This is a genomic window from Paraburkholderia sp. Cy-641, assembly GCF_011752945.1.
Taxonomy (GTDB): Bacteria; Pseudomonadota; Gammaproteobacteria; order Burkholderiales; family Burkholderiaceae; genus Paraburkholderia.
Genome location: NZ_VWWM01000002.1, coordinates 70551 through 87325 on the forward strand (window position 1 = coordinate 70551; position 16775 = coordinate 87325).

16 protein-coding genes, 1 tRNA gene and 1 pseudogene are annotated in these 16775 nt (G+C 61.2%); 7 read left to right on the forward strand and 11 right to left on the reverse strand.

Annotated elements, in window-relative coordinates:
* Positions 1 to 10: 10 nt before the first annotated feature.
* From F3J20_RS01710 to F3J20_RS01725, 4 genes are all read right to left on the reverse strand, one after another.
* Complete coding sequence (locus tag F3J20_RS01710) at positions 11 to 2371, reverse strand: bifunctional (p)ppGpp synthetase/guanosine-3',5'-bis(diphosphate) 3'-pyrophosphohydrolase (protein WP_167281570.1); 2361 nt, start codon at positions 2369 to 2371, stop codon at positions 11 to 13.
* 82 nt (positions 2372 to 2453) lie between these two features.
* Positions 2454 to 2657 carry a DNA-directed RNA polymerase subunit omega gene (gene rpoZ / locus F3J20_RS01715; RefSeq protein ID WP_008921215.1) on the reverse strand — a complete coding sequence of 68 codons (204 nt, stop codon included), beginning with the start codon at positions 2655 to 2657 and terminating at the stop codon, positions 2454 to 2456.
* 60 nt (positions 2658 to 2717) lie between these two features.
* Positions 2718 to 3401 (reverse strand): guanylate kinase, encoded by a 684-nt coding sequence (gmk, locus tag F3J20_RS01720; RefSeq protein ID WP_167046519.1) that lies wholly within the window; start codon positions 3399 to 3401, stop codon positions 2718 to 2720.
* Between the two features lie 19 nt (positions 3402 to 3420).
* Positions 3421 to 4344: a YicC/YloC family endoribonuclease gene (locus F3J20_RS01725; protein WP_167046516.1), complete on the reverse strand. Its 924-nt coding sequence runs from the start codon at positions 4342 to 4344 to the stop codon at positions 3421 to 3423.
* Positions 4345 to 4829: 485 nt separating this feature from the next.
* On the opposite strand from F3J20_RS01725, the gene rph reads away from it, so the two are divergent.
* The 5 genes from rph (at position 4830) to F3J20_RS01750 (ending at position 9062) form a co-directional block, all read left to right on the forward strand.
* On the forward strand, positions 4830 to 5567 hold the full coding sequence (rph, locus tag F3J20_RS01730; RefSeq protein WP_167046513.1) for a ribonuclease PH: 738 nt from the start codon (positions 4830 to 4832) through the stop codon (positions 5565 to 5567).
* Entirely contained in the window at positions 5564 to 6241 is a 678-nt protein-coding gene (rdgB, locus tag F3J20_RS01735; RefSeq protein WP_167281572.1) for an RdgB/HAM1 family non-canonical purine NTP pyrophosphatase, read from the forward strand. The genes rph and rdgB overlap by 4 nt, the downstream gene beginning before the upstream one ends.
* Positions 6238 to 7467, forward strand: coding sequence for a radical SAM family heme chaperone HemW (gene hemW / locus F3J20_RS01740; RefSeq protein WP_167281573.1), 1230 nt, complete (start codon positions 6238 to 6240; stop codon positions 7465 to 7467). Before rdgB ends, hemW begins: the two co-directional genes overlap by 4 nt.
* Positions 7468 to 7532: 65 nt before the next feature.
* Positions 7533 to 7622 (forward strand) — tRNA-Ser (locus tag F3J20_RS01745).
* A 213-nt stretch (positions 7623 to 7835) separates the two neighbouring features.
* The gene (locus F3J20_RS01750) at positions 7836 to 9062 is read left to right on the forward strand and encodes an integrase arm-type DNA-binding domain-containing protein (protein WP_167281575.1); all 1227 of its coding nucleotides are present in this window, start codon (positions 7836 to 7838) and stop codon (positions 9060 to 9062) included.
* A gap of 555 nt (positions 9063 to 9617) precedes the next feature.
* On the opposite strand, the gene F3J20_RS01755 is transcribed toward F3J20_RS01750, so the two are convergent.
* From F3J20_RS01755 to F3J20_RS01775, 5 genes are all read right to left on the reverse strand, one after another.
* Complete coding sequence (locus tag F3J20_RS01755; protein WP_167281576.1) at positions 9618 to 10484, reverse strand: hypothetical protein; 867 nt, start codon at positions 10482 to 10484, stop codon at positions 9618 to 9620.
* Between the two features lie 102 nt (positions 10485 to 10586).
* On the reverse strand, positions 10587 to 11759 hold the full coding sequence (locus F3J20_RS01760; protein WP_167281578.1) for a hypothetical protein: 1173 nt from the start codon (positions 11757 to 11759) through the stop codon (positions 10587 to 10589).
* Positions 11760 to 11954: 195 nt separating this feature from the next.
* A complete protein-coding gene (locus tag F3J20_RS01765; RefSeq protein ID WP_167281580.1) occupies positions 11955 to 12164 on the reverse strand; it encodes a hypothetical protein in 210 nt (69 codons plus the stop codon).
* Positions 12161 to 12343, reverse strand: coding sequence for a hypothetical protein (locus F3J20_RS01770; protein ID WP_167281581.1), 183 nt, complete (start codon positions 12341 to 12343; stop codon positions 12161 to 12163). Before F3J20_RS01770 ends, F3J20_RS01765 begins: the two co-directional genes overlap by 4 nt.
* A 158-nt stretch (positions 12344 to 12501) precedes the next feature.
* On the reverse strand, positions 12502 to 12834 hold the full coding sequence (locus tag F3J20_RS01775; protein WP_167281583.1) for a hypothetical protein: 333 nt from the start codon (positions 12832 to 12834) through the stop codon (positions 12502 to 12504).
* A gap of 408 nt (positions 12835 to 13242) precedes the next feature.
* Between F3J20_RS01775 and F3J20_RS01780 the strand changes: the two genes are divergently transcribed.
* Positions 13243 to 13653, forward strand: a complete 411-nt coding sequence (locus F3J20_RS01780; protein WP_167281585.1) for a hypothetical protein — start codon at positions 13243 to 13245, stop codon at positions 13651 to 13653.
* Between the two features lie 60 nt (positions 13654 to 13713).
* Here F3J20_RS01780 and F3J20_RS01785 read toward each other — a convergent pair whose 3' ends face one another.
* Positions 13714 to 13944 carry a hypothetical protein gene (locus F3J20_RS01785; RefSeq protein WP_167046837.1) on the reverse strand — a complete coding sequence of 77 codons (231 nt, stop codon included), beginning with the start codon at positions 13942 to 13944 and terminating at the stop codon, positions 13714 to 13716.
* A 256-nt stretch (positions 13945 to 14200) separates the two neighbouring features.
* A complete protein-coding gene (locus F3J20_RS01790) occupies positions 14201 to 15421 on the reverse strand; it encodes a Bcr/CflA family multidrug efflux MFS transporter (protein ID WP_167046501.1) in 1221 nt (406 codons plus the stop codon).
* Positions 15422 to 15762: 341 nt separating this feature from the next.
* Between F3J20_RS01790 and F3J20_RS31975 the strand changes: the two are divergent.
* Positions 15763 to 16275: pseudogene (locus F3J20_RS31975) on the forward strand (hypothetical protein); the annotation flags it as partial.
* Between the last annotated feature and the right edge of the window lie 500 nt (positions 16276 to 16775).

Genomic DNA, 16775 nt, shown 5'->3' on the forward strand with positions numbered 1-16775 from the left:
TACGCTCGACTCAATAGTCCGCGCGCTCACGATCGACCCGCATGCCGCCATCGTGGCGGTGGTGCCCTTCCTCGCTCGGCCGCTCCCGCGTGATGCGCATCACGTCCGGATTCGTGCGCACGCGGCGCATCACGTTGGCGAGATGGACACGATCGCTAACCTGGATCACGAAGCGCAGAATCGTAGATTCCTGCGACAAATCCTCGTCCATCGCGATATGCACGATGTTCGCGTCCGCCGACGTGATATCGGCCGCCACGCGGGCAAACACGCCCTTCGTGTTCTTGACGAGCACCTTCACGGCGACGTCGAACAGACGCCCCGGCTGCGGCGCCCATGCGACGTCGATCCAGCGGCCCGGATCGCGCCGGTGGATACGCTGCGCGACGCGGCAGTCGGTCGTGTGGATCGCCATGCCGAGGCCGATGCCGATATAGCCCATGATGTCGTCGCCCGGAATCGGACGGCAGCACGCGGACAATTGCACCGACATCCCCTCGGTGCCCGTAATCACGACCGGCGGCGCATGCGGCGCCGAGCCGGACTCGGAACGCGAACCGTCGTCATCGGCGTCGCGCCCGCTCATCAGCACTTCGATGCGCTTGGCCATGACCGCCGCGACACGCCGGCCGAGACCGATGTCCGCGAAAATTTCCTGGCGGTTCTTGTTGCCCGTCCATTGCACGAGCTTTTCCCACGCTTCCGGCGTCACGTCCGACAGCGCGAGCCCGTAGCCCTTCAGCGCCTGATCGACGAGACGTTCGCCGAGCTGCACGGACTCGTTCAGGCGCATCGTCTTCAGATAATGACGGATCGCCGAGCGCGCTTTGCCGCTGCGCACAAAACCGAGCCACGCCGGATTCGGCTTCGAATACGGCGCTGTGATGACCTCGACGATGTCGCCGCTCTTCAACTCCGTACGCAGCGGCAGCAACTCGTTGTTGATCTTCACGGCGACGCACTGGTTGCCGAGATCGCTGTGAATCGAATACGCGAAGTCGAGCGCGGTGGCGCCACGCGGCAGCGCCATGATCTTCGACTTCGGCGTAAACACGTAGACCGCGTCCGGGAACAGATCGATCTTGACGTGTTCGAGGAATTCGCTCGAGTCGCCCGCCTCGCTCTGGATGTCGAGCAGCGACTTCAGCCACTGGTGCGCGCGCTTCTGCACGTCGTTCAGATCGGCGCTGCCGTTCTTGTAGAGCCAGTGCGCGGCGACACCCGCCTCGGCGATCTCGTGCATCTTGCGCGTGCGCACCTGAAACTCGATCGGCGCGCCGAACGGGCCGACGAGCGTGGTGTGCAACGACTGATAGCCGTTCACCTTCGGGATCGCGATGTAGTCCTTGAACTTGCCCGGCACCGGCTTGAAGAGCGCATGCAGCGCGCCGATGCAGGTATAGCATTCGAGCGCACTCTCGACGACCACGCGAAAACCGTACACGTCGAGCACCTGCGAGAACGACAACTGCTTGTCGCGCATCTTCTTGTAGATGCTGAAGATGGTTTTCTCGCGGCCGGTGACCTCGGCGTCGATCTTCGCATCCGAGATCGCGCGCTGCACCGATTCGAGAATCTTGCCGACCACCTCGCGCCGATTGCCGCGCGCCGCCTTGACGGCTTTTTCGAGCGTGGCGTAACGGTGCGGGTTGAAGTTCGCGAAGCTCAGGTCCTGCAGCTCGCGATAGGTATTGTTCAGGCCGAGCCGGTGCGCGATCGGCGCGTAAATGTCGAGCGTTTCGCGCGCCACGCGGCGGCGCTTCTCCGGCGGCACGGCACCGAGCGTGCGCATGTTGTGCAGGCGGTCGGCCAGCTTGACGAGAATCACGCGCACGTCGCGCGCCATCGCGAGCAGCATCTTGCGGAAGTTCTCCGCCTGCGCTTCCTCGCGATTGCGAAACTCCATCTTGTCCAGCTTGGACAACCCGTCGACCAGTTCCGCGACCTTCGCGCCGAAACGCTCGGCGAGCTCCGCCTTGGTCACGCCCTGGTCTTCCATCACGTCGTGCAGCAGCGCCGCCATGATCGCCTGGGCGTCGAGATTCCAGCCCGCGCAGATTTCCGCGACGGCGACCGGATGCGTGATGTAGGGCTCGCCGCTCTGGCGATACTGGCCGAGGTGGGCTTCGTCGCTGAAATGGAAGGCCGCCTTGATGCCCTTGATCTCTTCCGGCTGCAGATAGCCGGACAGGGCGGACGTCAGCCTGGCGATGGAAACGACGTCATGCCGGCGCGGCTGCTCCGGCGTGGCGGTCGGCCCGAACAGATGGCGGAACGACTGTTCGAGGACCGCGTCGATGTACTTGCGTGCAGACGAGGGCGAGTCGGCGTCGTGATCCACTTCCGTGGCGGTGGGCGGGGTGGTACTCATGGTCGCCTCCGTAGCGGTCAGGGTTGGACGCAGGTCTGCACGTTCAAATTACACGGCAATCAACAACGAAAAACAGCGCGCCTTAAACCGGCACCTTCTTCAGCATTTCGACGCCGACCTGGCCCGACGCGATTTCACGCAGCGCGAGCACGGTGGGCTTGTCGCGGCTTTCGATCTTCGGCGTGTGGCCTTGCGCGAGCTGACGCGCGCGATAGGTTGCGGCAAGCGCGAGTTCGAAACGATTCGGGATCTGTTTGAGACAGTCTTCGACGGTAATGCGGGCCATGTTGGGTTCCTTCTCAGTATGTTGCTTATTCTACCTTATGTGCTCGACACGACGCCGCGCTCACGCGTGCGGCAGATGGATGCCGAGCTGCATGAAAAGCTGCGTGTGACGCGCGTACTGCGAGGCGAAGCGCGAGCGCGTCGCGCCGACGAGGCAGCGCAATTCGGCGAGTGCGCGATCGAAGTTCTCGTTGATCACGACGTACTCCGCCTCGGCCGCGTGCGCGATCTCGCCGCCGGCCGCGAGCAGGCGTCGCGTAATCACGTTCGGCTCGTCCTGGCCGCGCTTTTTCAGACGCTCTTCGAGCGCTTCGAGCGACGGCGGCAGAATGAAAATTTCCACCGCGTTGTGAAACTGCTTCTTGACCTGCTGCGCGCCCTGCCAGTCGATTTCGAGCAGCACGTCATGGCCGTTTTTCATCTGCTCCTCGATCCACACGCGCGAGGTGCCGTAGTAGTTGCCGTGCACTTCCGCGCTTTCGAGGAACTCGCCCGCGTCGTGGCGCTGCATGAAATCTTCGACGGTCGTGAAGTGGTAGTGCTCGCCGTCCTGTTCCTTCGGACGCGGCGGGCGCGTCGTGTACGAAATCGACAGACGGATCGCGTCGTCGCCCGCGAGCAAGGCATTCACGAGCGTCGACTTGCCGGCGCCCGACGGCGCGACGACCATGAACAGATTGCCGGGATAAGCGCCGGCGTACGGATGGCGCGGCGCGCTGCTTTCGCGTGGGTGGTGGTCGGTCATGATGTGGGGTGCTCCAGCCTTATTCGAGATTCTGTACCTGCTCACGCATCTGCTCGATCAGGAGCTTCAGCGTCATCGACGAATCCGCGAGTTCCTTGGCCGCCGCCTTCGAGCCGAGCGTGTTCGCTTCGCGGTTCAGCTCCTGCATCATGAAGTCGAGCCGCTTGCCGACCTTGCCGCCCTTCTCGATCACGTGACGCGTTTCGTTCAGGTGCGCGGTGAGGCGCGACAGTTCTTCGGCGATGTCGATGCGGATGCCGTACATCGTCACTTCCTGGCGAATCCGTTCGTTGATCTCCTCGCGCGAGACGATCGTCGCGGCCGCGTCGGGCGCGGCGATGCCGAGTGCTTCCTGCAGACGCTCGACGATCTTCTGCTGATGCCGCGTGATCAGCTCCGGCACGAGCGGGGTGATCTTCGCGACGATCGCCTCCATTTCAGTGACGTTGGCGAGCAGCATGTTCGCGAGTTGCGCGCCTTCGCGCGCGCGCACGTCGATCAGGTCGGCGATGGCCTGCTTGCCGCAGGCGAGCACCGCGTCGCGCAGTGTCTCGGGCGCGATGCCGCTTTCGGCGAGCACGCCCGGCCAGCGCAGAATTTCACCGGTGCGCAGACGGCCGGCTTCAGGGAACGTCGAAAGCACCGTGCGTTCGAGCAACGCGAGTTGTTCGAGCGCGTCGCGGTTGAGCGCACCCGCGTTCGCCGACTGCTCGCTGCGCTGCAGATTCACGCGGATGTCGACCTTGCCGCGCGACAGCTTGTTCATCAGCATTTCGCGCAGCGTCGGTTCGACGACGCGCACGTCTTCCGGCATGCGGAAATTCAGATCGAGAAAGCGCGAGTTCACCGTGCGCAGTTCGACCGACACGCTCACGCCGCCAGTACCCGAGGCCGCCACGAGTTCGCGCGTGGCGCTCGCATAGCCAGTCATGCTGTAGATCATCGTATTTCTCGCGATTGCGGCCATGCGTTCGACGCCGGCCTGAGAAGCGGATCGCCCGGCGTGTACGAGACGCGAGGCGGGGAACCGGCATTATCCCATTTTTGCTCGCGCAGCCCGCCCGAAGCGGGCGCGCAAGCGGGCCGGCATGCGCTCGCAGGAGGACAATCGGAGCGACGGCATGGTTGCGAACCGTTACGCGCGGCAGCACGTCGTTGCGTGCGAACGGCATGCGAACGTTCGGTGCGAACGCTCGTCGAAAAGCAGGACGATATGCCGCCGGCAACATGGCGCGCTTGCGCTCGCCGCAATCGCATTCCTCATGCGAAGCTGCGTTTGCCCGGCATCGGTTTTTGCTCCGGTTGCAATAGGAGCCTCCCCGCACGTGGCCTCGCGCATCGTTCGCCCGCGTCGCCGCGCCACCCGATCGGCGGTAAAATTGCACCTTTCCCCCGCCTTCCTTCCGACCTCTTTCGACCCTATCCGACATGATCAACGACACCCGCCGCCCCAGCGGCCGCCAGGCCAACCAGTTGCGCGACGTGCGCATCACGCGTCATTACACGAAGCACGCCGAGGGCTCGGTGCTGGTCGAGTTCGGCGACACCAAGGTCATCTGCACGGCGAGCGTCAACGAAAGCGTGCCGCCGTTTCTGCGCGACCGCGGCCAGGGCTGGCTCACCGCCGAATACGGCATGCTGCCGCGCGCCACGCATACGCGCAGCGACCGCGAAGCCGCGCGCGGCAAGCAGACCGGCCGCACCCAGGAAATCCAGCGCCTGATCGGCCGCGCGCTGCGCTCGGTGTTCGATCTCGAGAAGCTCGGCGCGCGCACCATCCACATCGATTGCGACGTGATCCAGGCCGACGGCGGCACACGCACGGCGAGCATCACGGGCGCGTTCGTCGCCGCGCATGACGCGGTCGCGAAACTGCTCGCGACGGGCCGCATCGAAAGCTCGCCGATCAGCGATTACGTCGCGGCGATCTCGGTCGGCGTGTACGACGGCATGCCGGTGCTCGACCTCGACTACGACGAGGACTCGCAATGCGACACCGACATGAACGTCGTGATGACGGGCTCGGGCGGTTTCGTCGAAGTTCAGGGCACCGCGGAAGGCGTGCCGTTCTCGCGCGATGAAATGAATGCGCTGCTCGATCTCGCGAGCGACGGCATCGACACGCTGATCGCAAAGCAGAAGCAGGCGCTGGGAGTGCAGCAGTGAACGACGCGCGCAAGGACGGCGGCACGCCCAGCGCCAACGGCACCAACCCGGCGGGCGCGCCATTGAACATGCCGCTGAAAAAAGTCGTGCTCGCCTCGAACAACGCGGGCAAGCTGCGCGAATTCGCGGCGCTGCTCGGCGCGGCCGGCATCGAACTGATCGCTCAAGGCGAGCTGAACGTGCCGGAAGCGGAAGAGCCGCATCCGACCTTCGTCGAAAACGCGCTGACCAAGGCGCGCCACGCGGCCAGGCTCACCGGCCTGCCCGCGCTCGCCGACGACTCGGGCCTCTGCGTGCGCGCGCTGCGCGGCGCGCCGGGCGTCTATTCGGCACGCTACGCACAGCTTGCCGGCGGCGAGAAAAGCGACGCGGCGAACAATGCACGGCTGGTCGACGAATTGCGAGGCGCGAGCGATCGCCACGGTTACTACTACTGCGTGCTCGCGCTCGTGCGTCACGCGGACGACCCCGAGCCGCTGATCGCCGAAGGCCGCTGGCACGGCGAAATCCTCGACGCGCCGCGTGGCGAACACGGCTTCGGCTACGACCCGTACTTCTATCTGCCGTCGCTGAACGCGAGCGCCGCCGAACTCGAACCCGCGGTGAAGAACGCCAGCAGCCATCGCGCGATCGCGTTGCGGCAACTGCTCGCGCGTCTGTCGGAGGAAGCGTGATTCCGATCAGGCCAACGCCGGCCGACGTCGGCAACGGCGTCATCCAGGCGTTCACGTCGCCGGGCAGTATCCGGCTGACTTCGCTGCCGCCGCTTGCGCTCTACGTGCATTTTCCGTGGTGCGTGCGCAAGTGCCCGTATTGCGATTTCAATTCGCACGAGTGGAAAAGCGAGACGTTTCCGGAGCACGACTACCTCGACGCGCTGCGCGCCGATCTCGAAATGGCGCTGCCGCTCGTGTGGGGCCGTCAGGTGCATACGGTGTTTATCGGCGGGGGCACGCCGAGCCTGCTGTCGGCGGCGGGACTCGAGCGCATGCTGTCGGACATTCGCGCGCTGCTGCCGCTCGACGCCGATGCAGAAATCACGCTCGAAGCGAACCCCGGTACGTTCGAAGCCGACAAGTTCGCGCAGTTTCGCGCGAGCGGCGTGAACCGGCTCTCGGTGGGCATCCAGAGTTTCAACGAGGCGCATCTGAAAGCGCTCGGCCGTATTCACGACGCGGCCCAGGCGCGCCATGCGGTCGAAGTCGCCGCGACCACATTCGAGAATTTCAACCTCGACCTGATGTTCGCGTTGCCGCAGCAGACGCTCGCCGAATGCCAGGCCGACGTCGAAACAGCGCTGTCGTTCGCGCCGCCGCATCTGTCGCTGTACCACCTCACGCTCGAACCGAACACGCTGTTCGCGAAGTTCCCGCCCGCGTTGCCCGACGACGATGCGTCGGCCGACATGCAGGACTGGATTCATCAACGCACGGCCGAGGCCAGCTACGAGCGCTACGAGGTGTCGGCGTATGCGAAGCCGCATCGGCGAAGCAAGCACAACCTGAACTATTGGCGTTTCGGCGACTATCTCGGCATCGGCGCGGGCGCGCATACGAAGCTGTCGTTTCCGAATCGCGTGCTGCGCCAGGCGCGCTACAAGCATCCCGCGACGTTCATCGAGCAGGCGAAGGCCGGCGCGGCCGTGCAGGAAGAGCACGAGGTCGGGCCGCGCGATCTGCCGTTCGAATTCATGCTGAATGCGCTGCGGCTCGTGGAGGGGTTTCCGGTGCATCGCTTCGCCGAGCGCACCGGCCTTTCGATGACCACGATCGAGCCGGCGTTGCAGGAAGCCGAGCGGCGCAAGCTCATCACGCGCGATCACGAAAAGATCGCGCCGACACCGCTCGGCCAGGCGTTCCTGAACGATTTGCAGGCGCTGTTTCTGAAGGATGCGCGTTAATTCGCGGTAGCCGAGGCCCAACCGGGCTCCGCGACCGGCAATTTTCAGGTTACAATTTGCGGTTTGGAGGTGTGGCCGAGTGGTTTAAGGCACCGGTCTTGAAAACCGGCGAAGGAGCAATCCTTCCGTGAGTTCGAATCTCACCGCCTCCGCCACCACACCCTGCTGCACTCCCCCGCCCCGCCTGCGTTTCCGGCTCAAAAATCCCCCGCAAGCCCCGCCAGACAAGGCCTCCGGGCTTTCCTGTCCTGTCCGTTCGTGTTCGTAACTGGTCGTCTGTGTTCGTGTAAATCCAGCCCAAAACCGTGGTAACTACCGTGGTAGCATCAAATCTCCTCCAGGAGTTACCACGCACGGGAGTTACCACCATGGCTACCGATCTGCTTTCCGCACTGGAAGTCAAAAACGCCACCGCTCCTCAGGGCAAGTCCATACGCAAGCTGTCAGACGGTGGCGGGCTCTACCTGTGGGTATCTGCCGATGGTTCCAAGTACTGGCGCATGCGGTACTGGATCGCGGGCAAGGAAAAGAGCCTGTCGCTGGGCGTGTTCCCAGCGGTCAGCCTGGCCGATGCACGGAAACAGCGCGACAAGCTACAGAAGCAGCTAAGCGATGGCCTAGACCCGGGCGTACAGCGCAAGGTTGATAAAGCCGCTGCTGCCCTGTCTGCGGCCAACACCTTTGAAGCAGTTGCAAAGGAGTGGTACGGCAAGCAGGTAGGCACGTGGGCGGCCTCGCATGCGCTGGACGTACAGCGGCGGCTGGAGCGCAACATCTACCCGGCCATCGGCGCACGGCCCATTGCTGAACTCAGCCCGCCTGAGATACTCACGGCCCTGCGAAAGATCGAACAGCGCGGCGCTACCGATCTGGCGCACCGGGTCATGGGCGTGGTGGGTCAGGTGCTGCGCTATGGCATCGCCACCGGCAGGGGTGAACGTGACCACACAGCGGACTTGCGCGGGGCGCTGGCCCCTCACGTGAAGTCCAATCAGGCAGCGGTGAAGGAAAAGGCACTACCGCAGTTATTGCGCGACATTAGCCAATATGACCAGCCACCAATCAGCGGGGACCGGCAGACCCGTATTGCGCTGCAATTGCTGGCATTAACGTTCGTGCGAACCAGCGAATTGATCGGCGCGACATGGGGTGAACTACAGCTACCTGAAAATCCTGATGACGGTGGAATGTGGGTTATTCCCGGCCAGCGCATGAAAGCAAAAAAAGATCTGCTGGTGCCGCTCGCCCCGCAAGCCGTGCGGCTGTTCAAGCAGCTAAAGACACTGGCCGGGGATTCTGAATGGGTATTGCCTGGGCGCAATCCGGCAAAGCCGATCAGCAATAACACGCTGTTATTCGCGTTATACCGGCTTGGGTATCGCGGGAAAATGACCGGCCACGGTTTCAGGGCTGTAGCCAGCACGGCCCTACATGAATCGAATCTGTTTGAACCGGACTGGATAGAGCGACAGCTAGCGCACGTGCCAGCAAATCAGGTAGCAGCGGCATATAACCGGGCGCTGTATCTCCCGCACCGCAAAAGCATGATGAACTGGTGGGCAGATTTTCTTGATGCCCAGCTATTGAAAAGCTGACTACCACCACCAGCGCCCTGCTATTGGGCGGGGTGCTTAAAACGGTCGATTAACAAATATCATCAATGACTGGGTAACTAGCCGTGAGATTATATGAACTCTGGTGAACCCGCACGAACGATTACGGACTCACCAGCAGCAGATTATCTCTAACCCAGCGGAATGGAGTCCGGCCTTAGTGAGGGACGCTCCATGTCCGTTAAATTTGTAAAGCCTGCCACTGGCTCTTGCGCAATTGATTGCGCGGACTCACCCGCAGAAGAACCGGCAAAGAAAACACGCGTAAGAACAGTGCGCGAAGTACCGGCCATTGATCTCCGCTTACCCGGTCGTCTGCGAACAACTGATGTTCAGGCAATTCTACGGATTGGCCGCACAAACCTGTATAACCGGATCAAAAACAAGGAATTCCCCCCTCCAGATTTTCATGAGGGAAACATGTCATTCTGGAAAAACTCCACCCTTCTGAAATTCCTTGAAGGGGGCCAGTCATGAAAAGCCCGCGATCAGCAAGTGAAAATGCGGCGGCCAGCTAATTGCAATTGATTGCACTGACTACTGGCGGGGATGTCCTTGCTGGTCAGTCAAACCAGTCAAATACTGCAAGTCACAATTTGTCTGCACCGTTTTATAGGTCAACTGCTGATACCTACGGTCAACCGGTTCATCGGAAAAATCGTTTTTTGGATCGGGCCGCATAAGTCTGGCAAACATCCTCAAACAAACATCTGTTGTAGTAAGGCGATAACCGGCATCTACACTATTTTTCTGAGTCGTATCATGGCAAAAAAGCTGGTAGCGGTGATCCAGAATTGGCTTTTCCCGCTTTTCCAACGTGCCCCGCCCAATACATGATTCTATGAAGCTGGTCCCTAGTTCAATGTCATTGAGCAATAGTTCTATATTGGGACTGCCTGTGTTATCGGGATTCACAGGATAGCGTTGCAGGATGTTCGGCCCGTCAACCGCCAACCGTTCATCCCATTTCTCGCGGGCAGCATCCATGCTGGTTCGCGCCTGCTCGATCTTGTCGGCAGGTGCGCCTTTTTCCATCAGGTCTACCAACGCAACGGCGTGATCAAAATAACCAGAAAATGCGGCGGATAGATCGTCTATCGAACGGCGCAAATCATCCATGCTCCGAACAACCGCTTCACGCTGGCGCTGCTTTTCATCCTGCACGTCGGCAAGCCAGCGACCAATGAGTCCAGTCAGAATGAAACCCAAGATCACCAGCACAGCCGGGTGCTTGATCGACTCACGGAACCAGTGAGGTTTAGGCTCTGACGGCCCGGGCGTATTAATCGTGAAACCCGCGCGGGACAGCGTGGGCCATTTGCGGGACCGTAGCTTTTTCATCGTTGGCGTGATGACAGTCGGAAGGCAAGCCATCATACCGGACCCCGCGTCATTAAACTTCATGGCTCGCGCGGGGTTTGCTTGAACCCTGCTCGAATCCAGAGTAGTGCACCATAACAAAACCAAACTACGGCGACTGGAATACCTGCGTAGGCTAGAAACCGATCAACCCGTATCCTTGCATGGGCTAGCGCTGGCCAGCGGCGCTGCGGGCTCGCTGATGGCCTTGGCTGGCTTAATCGTGATCATGGTGCTGTCCTCCGTGACTGCTACGGGTTGCGCAATTGATTGCGCGGGCGCGGGCTGCTTAGGTGCTGGCGGCCCATACAGCCCCAAGCTGGTGTTGATGACATCAACGAACGTCTGCACGTGCTTCACCATAAACGCCAGGCTGGGTTTCGTCGGTGCGTGCAGTTCCTTGCCCGCGTGATCTTCGGCAGCGTTGCAGAAGGCCTGCCATTCAGGGCCGCTGCCCTTGCCAAAGAACTCCAGGAAGTCCTCTAGCGTCTTATCAAGCGCACTACCAGTGATTGCGTGCTCTAGCCGCTCAAGCATTGAGCATTCAGCATCAGCCAGCATCTGCCGGTCTTCCTTCACCAGACAGGCTTGCACACACAGCGCTAGTAGCGCATCCATGTCGTGAGTCTTTTCCAGCCTGCGGTAATGCTGCCAGTCACCACTAGGGGTTACTTTGGATTTTGGTCCGGGTTTCTTTTTTGAAATTTTCGGGACTACTTTCTCAGCATCAGGGGTTGGGGTTTGATTCTCGCTGTTCTCCTGTCCGCTTATCTCAGGGCTGATGGCATCTGCCGCAGGCAATGCCTGTTTGTATATTTCTGTCTTTAAGTTACTGCTGCTGATACTGTCTGTAATAGACGTGACGTTTTTGACATGGGGGGTGTCATTTTCGCCAGGGGTGTCATTTCCGACATGGGTACTGGATTTAACATCCGGACCAATGTAGAGATAATGCGGGGTGTTGCTGCCATTGAACATGCTGTACGTGACTTCCAGCAGGCCACTGGCCAGCGCGTCCCTGATAGCCGTGCGCGCGGTTCTTTCTGAACAGCCTTTGAAATACGCCTGCCAATAGGCGATACTCGCCGCTTTAGGGCGATTGTGCGTTTTCGTGTTAAACCGGGCATCGTCAACGATCATGACAGCCAGGCCATTCCAGTTACAGGCTGGTAGATCATTGGCATTACAGCCACGGCGGGGGCTATTAGGTAAACCCACCACACGGCGGGCCTTTTTAGCGCAGTTATCCGGTTTGTCAGTCTGCGCAATTGATTGCGCGGCGCTGGCTACGGCCAGGATTTCAGTTTTTGAAAGTTGCATGACTACACCACCTAATTGACAGGGTTATCAGAAAATCCTTGTCTGTGCTGTGGTGGCATGCGTATAATCAACGCCACACGTGAAACTCTTTTAACCGCGCTTGTATCCCCGCTAGGGATCGCGCGGTTTTTTCTTTGGTGCTGCTGTTTCTGCCTACTGCTGCTACTGCCTGTACTTCGCGCGGTACTTCCTGTTTTAGCCGTGGTTCCACCAAACGGCAACGCGTGTATATAGCGCCAGCACCAGCCCTGCAATGAAAGCCAATATCACCAGCGGTACGAAAAGCCGAACGGGCTGGAGATTGAACAGCATTAGAACAATGCTGCCAAATACCAGCACTTTCGACAGCAGGCCAAGGGCCTTAAAACGCTTGGCCGTCCGCTCGATTACCTGCACGTTTTTCATGCTGCCCCCTGCTGCTCTTTGGCCAGCATTTCATTCAGATACCTGGTTAGCGCCACGCGCACAATTCCGCTGAGGGTAGCCCCGGTTTTCTGTTCCACAATTTTGGCCTGCGCTTTCAGTTCAAGTGGAATCTTGATACAGGTCGCTGTGACCGTAAGCGCTGATTTGGGTCGGGCCATGGTTTTCACTCCTTTGCTGGGGTAAGTGAAACCAATAATAACGTTGCGTATTACGGCACTCAATAGCCGCTCCAAGCGCTGGATAAAGCCAGATTTTGCACCAGCGTTAAAAACGGGCTAAATAGCCCAATTTTGCCCCGGTACTAGGCTACTACCAGTCATTGATGATATTTGTTAATCGATGCTTTTAAATACCCGCCCAATAGCAGCGGCAGGCGCTGCAACGTTGCTGCGCAATTGACTGCGCGAACAGCGCACGTCAGGCGGCTGGGCGGTGTGTCGTGCACGCGCAACGGGCGCAAAAAATCCGGTGTTACCGCAATCGTGGTTACTTTCGTGGTAACTGCGCGTGGGCTGTCCGTGGTAACCCATACTGGGCGGGCGTTTGCGGCTTTACTGTGAATCTCACCGCCTCCGCCAGTTTTGATCGATGAAACCCCGTAGATCGCGAGATGTGCGGGGTTTTGTTTTTGCTGTCCAGCATCTAGCACGAACTCGTTTCCAGCCCATCCCTGACCGATACCGGGATTCGCGCGCCTTCTGGATGCCTCCATACGTCGGCCTGCCCATATTCGGGCGTTCGCCATTCGAATCATGGCGTGTTACAGGCGCTCCACTTTCATCCCAATCCCATAGCAAAACACTGGAACCGCCTGGTAGGCTGAGATCCCGATAAAAATGGAAATGATGGGAATTTCTCAGTGATCCAGATCAATAACGATGACGATGGTGTTCGTGTTGTACTGAGTGCTCCGCAACTGGCCTCAGGACTAACACGCCAGTCGATCAGCCCGACGGAAATGCAAGGTCACCGTTGTTCTTCGGCATAAGGCATACAACGGAATGCCATATTTCATTCTTACCGCCTATCTGGATATCTAATTGAGGGGAATATTCAAATGAATCCAATCAAGGAAATCCTTGCTGCGAGAGGTCCAACGATGATCAGAATTTCCAGCATTCTGGATTATTCGAATGACCTGTCCCAGGTGTTGAAAAAATTCGGCTTGACCCCAGATAGAGCTGCGCTGGTAGCGCAGGATAGAGCCAACGCAATTGCTATCCTCACGCATCTTCTCTGGAAAGGACAGGCCTACGACTACGAATGCATGGACAGCAGGAAGGCAGCCGAACTAGCTGAAAGAATAATTTCCGAAAACGAATCTACTGATAGCAGATATTTTTCGAACAGGACATCGGCGCTGTCGAATTCATGGAACGGCCTGACAGATTCAACATTTGACTCAGGCATTGTCGTAAGTAGTGAAGATGGACAATATTTCTGCATCTGGCTTGAAGACGAGGATTGACTCGGCAAGGGAGTGGCAAATACATCGCTCGAAGCCCCACTCCACTTAACCACCGCCCCCTCACGCGCCAGCCATCTCCAGCTTCTCGCGCGCATCGGCGCAACGGCGATTCAGATCGCGATGCATCAACTGCCCTTCGAGCAGAGCCGATACATCCGTCAACCCGTAATCAAAGCGCAAGACGTATTCGATGTCGGTGTAATCATAATAAGCGCCGCTATCTGCCAGCCTTTGCGCTTCGGCGAATGCAGCGTGTTGCCGCTCGCCGTTCATCAGGTCTTTGATCGCCATGATTGCCGCTCCGAGGAACAGTGGCTTCATCATAGCAACGCAATCCGAAACTCACGGTGGCGCGCGCGCAACACCAGGTGTTTTCCGTAGATGCACATCATCGCGTCACACGCGACACCTCGACACAAGACAGGAGCGGCAACGCATACGGCACACCACGCCGACACCGCGCTCCGCCCACGGTGCATCCGCGCAATGGCGCCCGTACCAGCTTCGCGAAGCGCCCACGCAATAGTCAGCGTGCCCTCAGCCACCCTCACGCCGCCGCGACGGGCGCCTTCGGCCGGTGCCGGCGAATCACGAGCATCCGTCCGACGTAACACAAGGTTCCGGCGACGCCGACCACGACCCCCATCCCCTGCGGCGAGCCGTCCTGCCACAAGCCGACCGCGATACTCGACAACGCGCCGAGCGCGAGCTGCACCGCGCCGAACACGGCCGCCGCCGCGCCCGCGTTGACGGGATAGCGATGCATCAGATCGGTCGTGCAATTGGCGGTCAACAGGCCCACCACGCCGACCACGAAGAACAGGCCGAATACGATCGACCACAAGCCGCCCAAACCGGTCAGCGAGACGATGCTGACGAACAGCGACGCGACGAAGCTCACGGTCGCCGCGAACGAAATGATCCGCACCGGGCCGAGCCGGCCGACCAGCCGCGTGTTCATGTAATTGCCGAACATGATGCCGGCGATGTTCAGCGCGAACAGAAAGCCGTAATGCTGCGCCGATACGTGGAAATACTCGATGTACACAAACGGCGTCGCCGTGATGTACGCGAACATCGACGCGAACGCCATGCCGCCGCACAGCATATGCCCCCACGCGACCGGATCGCGCAGCAACGCGCCATACGCGCCGAACGACTTGAGCAGCGCCGACTGCGCGCGCTTCTCGCGCGGCCACGTCTCCGGCACCTTGAGGTAGGCGGTCACCGCGCACGCGCTGCCGAACAGCGTCAGCAGGACGAAGATCATGCGCCAGCCGCCGAGCAGCAACAACTGTCCGCCGATCAGCGGCGCGAGCAGCGGGCCGATCGACGTGACGATCGCGATCATCGACAGCACGCGCGCGGCGTCGGCCGGCTCGTGCGCGTCGCGCGCGATCGCCCGCGCGAGCACGGAGGCCGCGCCCGCGCCCAACGCCTGCACGAAGCGGAACGAGACCAGCGAGCCGATCGAGAACGACAGCGCGCACGCGATGCTCGCCAGCGCGAACATGGCGATGCCGCCGAGCAGCACCGGCCGGCGGCCATACGTGTCCGACAGCGGACCATAGAGCAGCATGCCGATCGAGAAGCCGGCCATGAAGCTCGTGAGCGTCGACTGCGCGGCGGCGGTGCTGACCGCGAAGGCCTGCGCGATGGTCGGCAGGCTCGGCAGATACATGTCGACGGAAAGCGGCCCGCATGCGGCCAGCGCACCGAGCAGCAGGATCAGCCGGCCATCGGGCCGGCGCTTGACGACGTAAGACATGGGGAAATCCGGATGGAGCCGCGCGGACATCGGCCGCGCGACGGGCAAAGCGGGGCCGTAACAGCCTGATGGCCCCGATTGTACGCGACGGTCGAACGATCACCGCCGCCCGCGCCTCGCCGCGTGAGCAATCGGCCACCATGGCCGCCGCACCGGCCCGGACGGCGGCGGCGGCCGTGGTAACGCTGCGCCGCAAGCGCCGCGCCGATCGGTTAAGCTGCCGCGTGCACGTCCTGCCGCATCACCGTCCTGCCGCATCACGAGACGCAGCCGCGAGCGCCGAGCCTCGCACGCGCGAAGCGCTGCGGCCCGACGCCCATCCATCCTGTTTCGAGCTTGCGATGACCGCTTTCCTGCTGATCTGGAGCCCCAAGAAATGGCCGTGGCCCGAGCTGCCCGACATCGCGAAACGCGTCGCCGCCGGGGTCGCCGTGACCGATGTATGGGGCTGCGGCTTTGCACGCGGCATCCTGCCCGGGGATCGCGTGTTCCTGCATCGCGTCGCTCAGGAGCCGAAGGGCATTTTCGGCTCGGGCTACGTGACGCGCGCCCCCTACGAAGTGCCGGACGCGTCGACCAAACGCGGCTATCGCCTGTGCATCGACTTCGTCTACGACTGGCTCGTCGATGCGCACGAGGCGCCGGTGATTCCGCGCGAGCAGCTGCGCGTGCATCCGTTCTCGGTGCAAACATGGGACGCCCAGAGTTCGGGCACGATCATCAAGCCGATCGCCGAGGGCGCGCTTGAAAAGCGCTGGGCCGAGCTGACTGGCAAGCGCAAGCCGCCAAAGCTCGACACGCCGGTTGGGCGGACACGCTCGACGAAGGTCACGGCGCATGCAGCCGCAGCGCAAAAGGCGACGGCGAATGCCGCTGGCGGGAAATCCGCCGCGACGCGGACGAGCGGGAGCGCGAACAAGCGCGAAAGCGGGAGCGAAAGCACGGCACAGCCGGCCCGCGCCGGAACCCGCCACGCCCCGGCCGTCAAAACGCCTCGCGCCAAGGCCGTGCCACGCAAGACCGCGACAAAACGCGCAGCGGAAGATTGAACCCAGCCAGAACGAAAACCATCCGCCTCACCTCGCACAGTCCAACCCAGTCTCGCTCGCTCACGCGCCAGCGGCCAGCACCACGCCTCACCGAACCACAACGGAACGAAACGCCTAACCGGTACTCGAACGAGGCATCGAACCCGGCATCGAACCCGGCATCGAACCCGGCATCGAACGAAGCGCACCCGCCGAGGCCGATAAAAGCCCGCCGGCGCGCAACCGGCAAGCCCGTCTGCACAGCCCGTCCACGCCGACTCCGGTACAATTTCCCCACCTATCCCGGCATCGCGCGAATCGCCCGC

Excerpts from the sequence above, each read along its gene's own strand:
- F3J20_RS01770 (WP_167281581.1), bottom strand. The coding sequence starts at position 12,343 with ATGGCCCGACCCAAATCAGCGCTTACGGTCACAGCGACCTGTATCAAG.
- F3J20_RS01785 (WP_167046837.1), bottom strand. The coding sequence starts at position 13,944 with ATGGCGATCAAAGACCTGATGAACGGCGAGCGGCAACACGCTGCATTC.
- F3J20_RS01725 (WP_167046516.1), bottom strand. The coding sequence starts at position 4,344 with ATGATCTACAGCATGACTGGCTATGCGAGCGCCACGCGCGAACTCGTG.
- F3J20_RS01755 (WP_167281576.1), bottom strand. The coding sequence starts at position 10,484 with ATGAAGTTTAATGACGCGGGGTCCGGTATGATGGCTTGCCTTCCGACT.
- F3J20_RS01760 (WP_167281578.1), bottom strand. The coding sequence starts at position 11,759 with ATGCAACTTTCAAAAACTGAAATCCTGGCCGTAGCCAGCGCCGCGCAA.
- gmk (WP_167046519.1), bottom strand. The coding sequence starts at position 3,401 with ATGACCGACCACCACCCACGCGAAAGCAGCGCGCCGCGCCATCCGTAC.
- rph (WP_167046513.1), top strand. The coding sequence starts at position 4,830 with ATGATCAACGACACCCGCCGCCCCAGCGGCCGCCAGGCCAACCAGTTG.
- F3J20_RS01790 (WP_167046501.1), bottom strand. The coding sequence starts at position 15,421 with ATGTCTTACGTCGTCAAGCGCCGGCCCGATGGCCGGCTGATCCTGCTG.
- rpoZ (WP_008921215.1), bottom strand. The coding sequence starts at position 2,657 with ATGGCCCGCATTACCGTCGAAGACTGTCTCAAACAGATCCCGAATCGT.
- F3J20_RS01750 (WP_167281575.1), top strand. The coding sequence starts at position 7,836 with ATGGCTACCGATCTGCTTTCCGCACTGGAAGTCAAAAACGCCACCGCT.
- F3J20_RS01710 (WP_167281570.1), bottom strand. The coding sequence starts at position 2,371 with ATGAGTACCACCCCGCCCACCGCCACGGAAGTGGATCACGACGCCGAC.
- F3J20_RS01765 (WP_167281580.1), bottom strand. The coding sequence starts at position 12,164 with ATGAAAAACGTGCAGGTAATCGAGCGGACGGCCAAGCGTTTTAAGGCC.
- F3J20_RS01780 (WP_167281585.1), top strand. The coding sequence starts at position 13,243 with ATGAATCCAATCAAGGAAATCCTTGCTGCGAGAGGTCCAACGATGATC.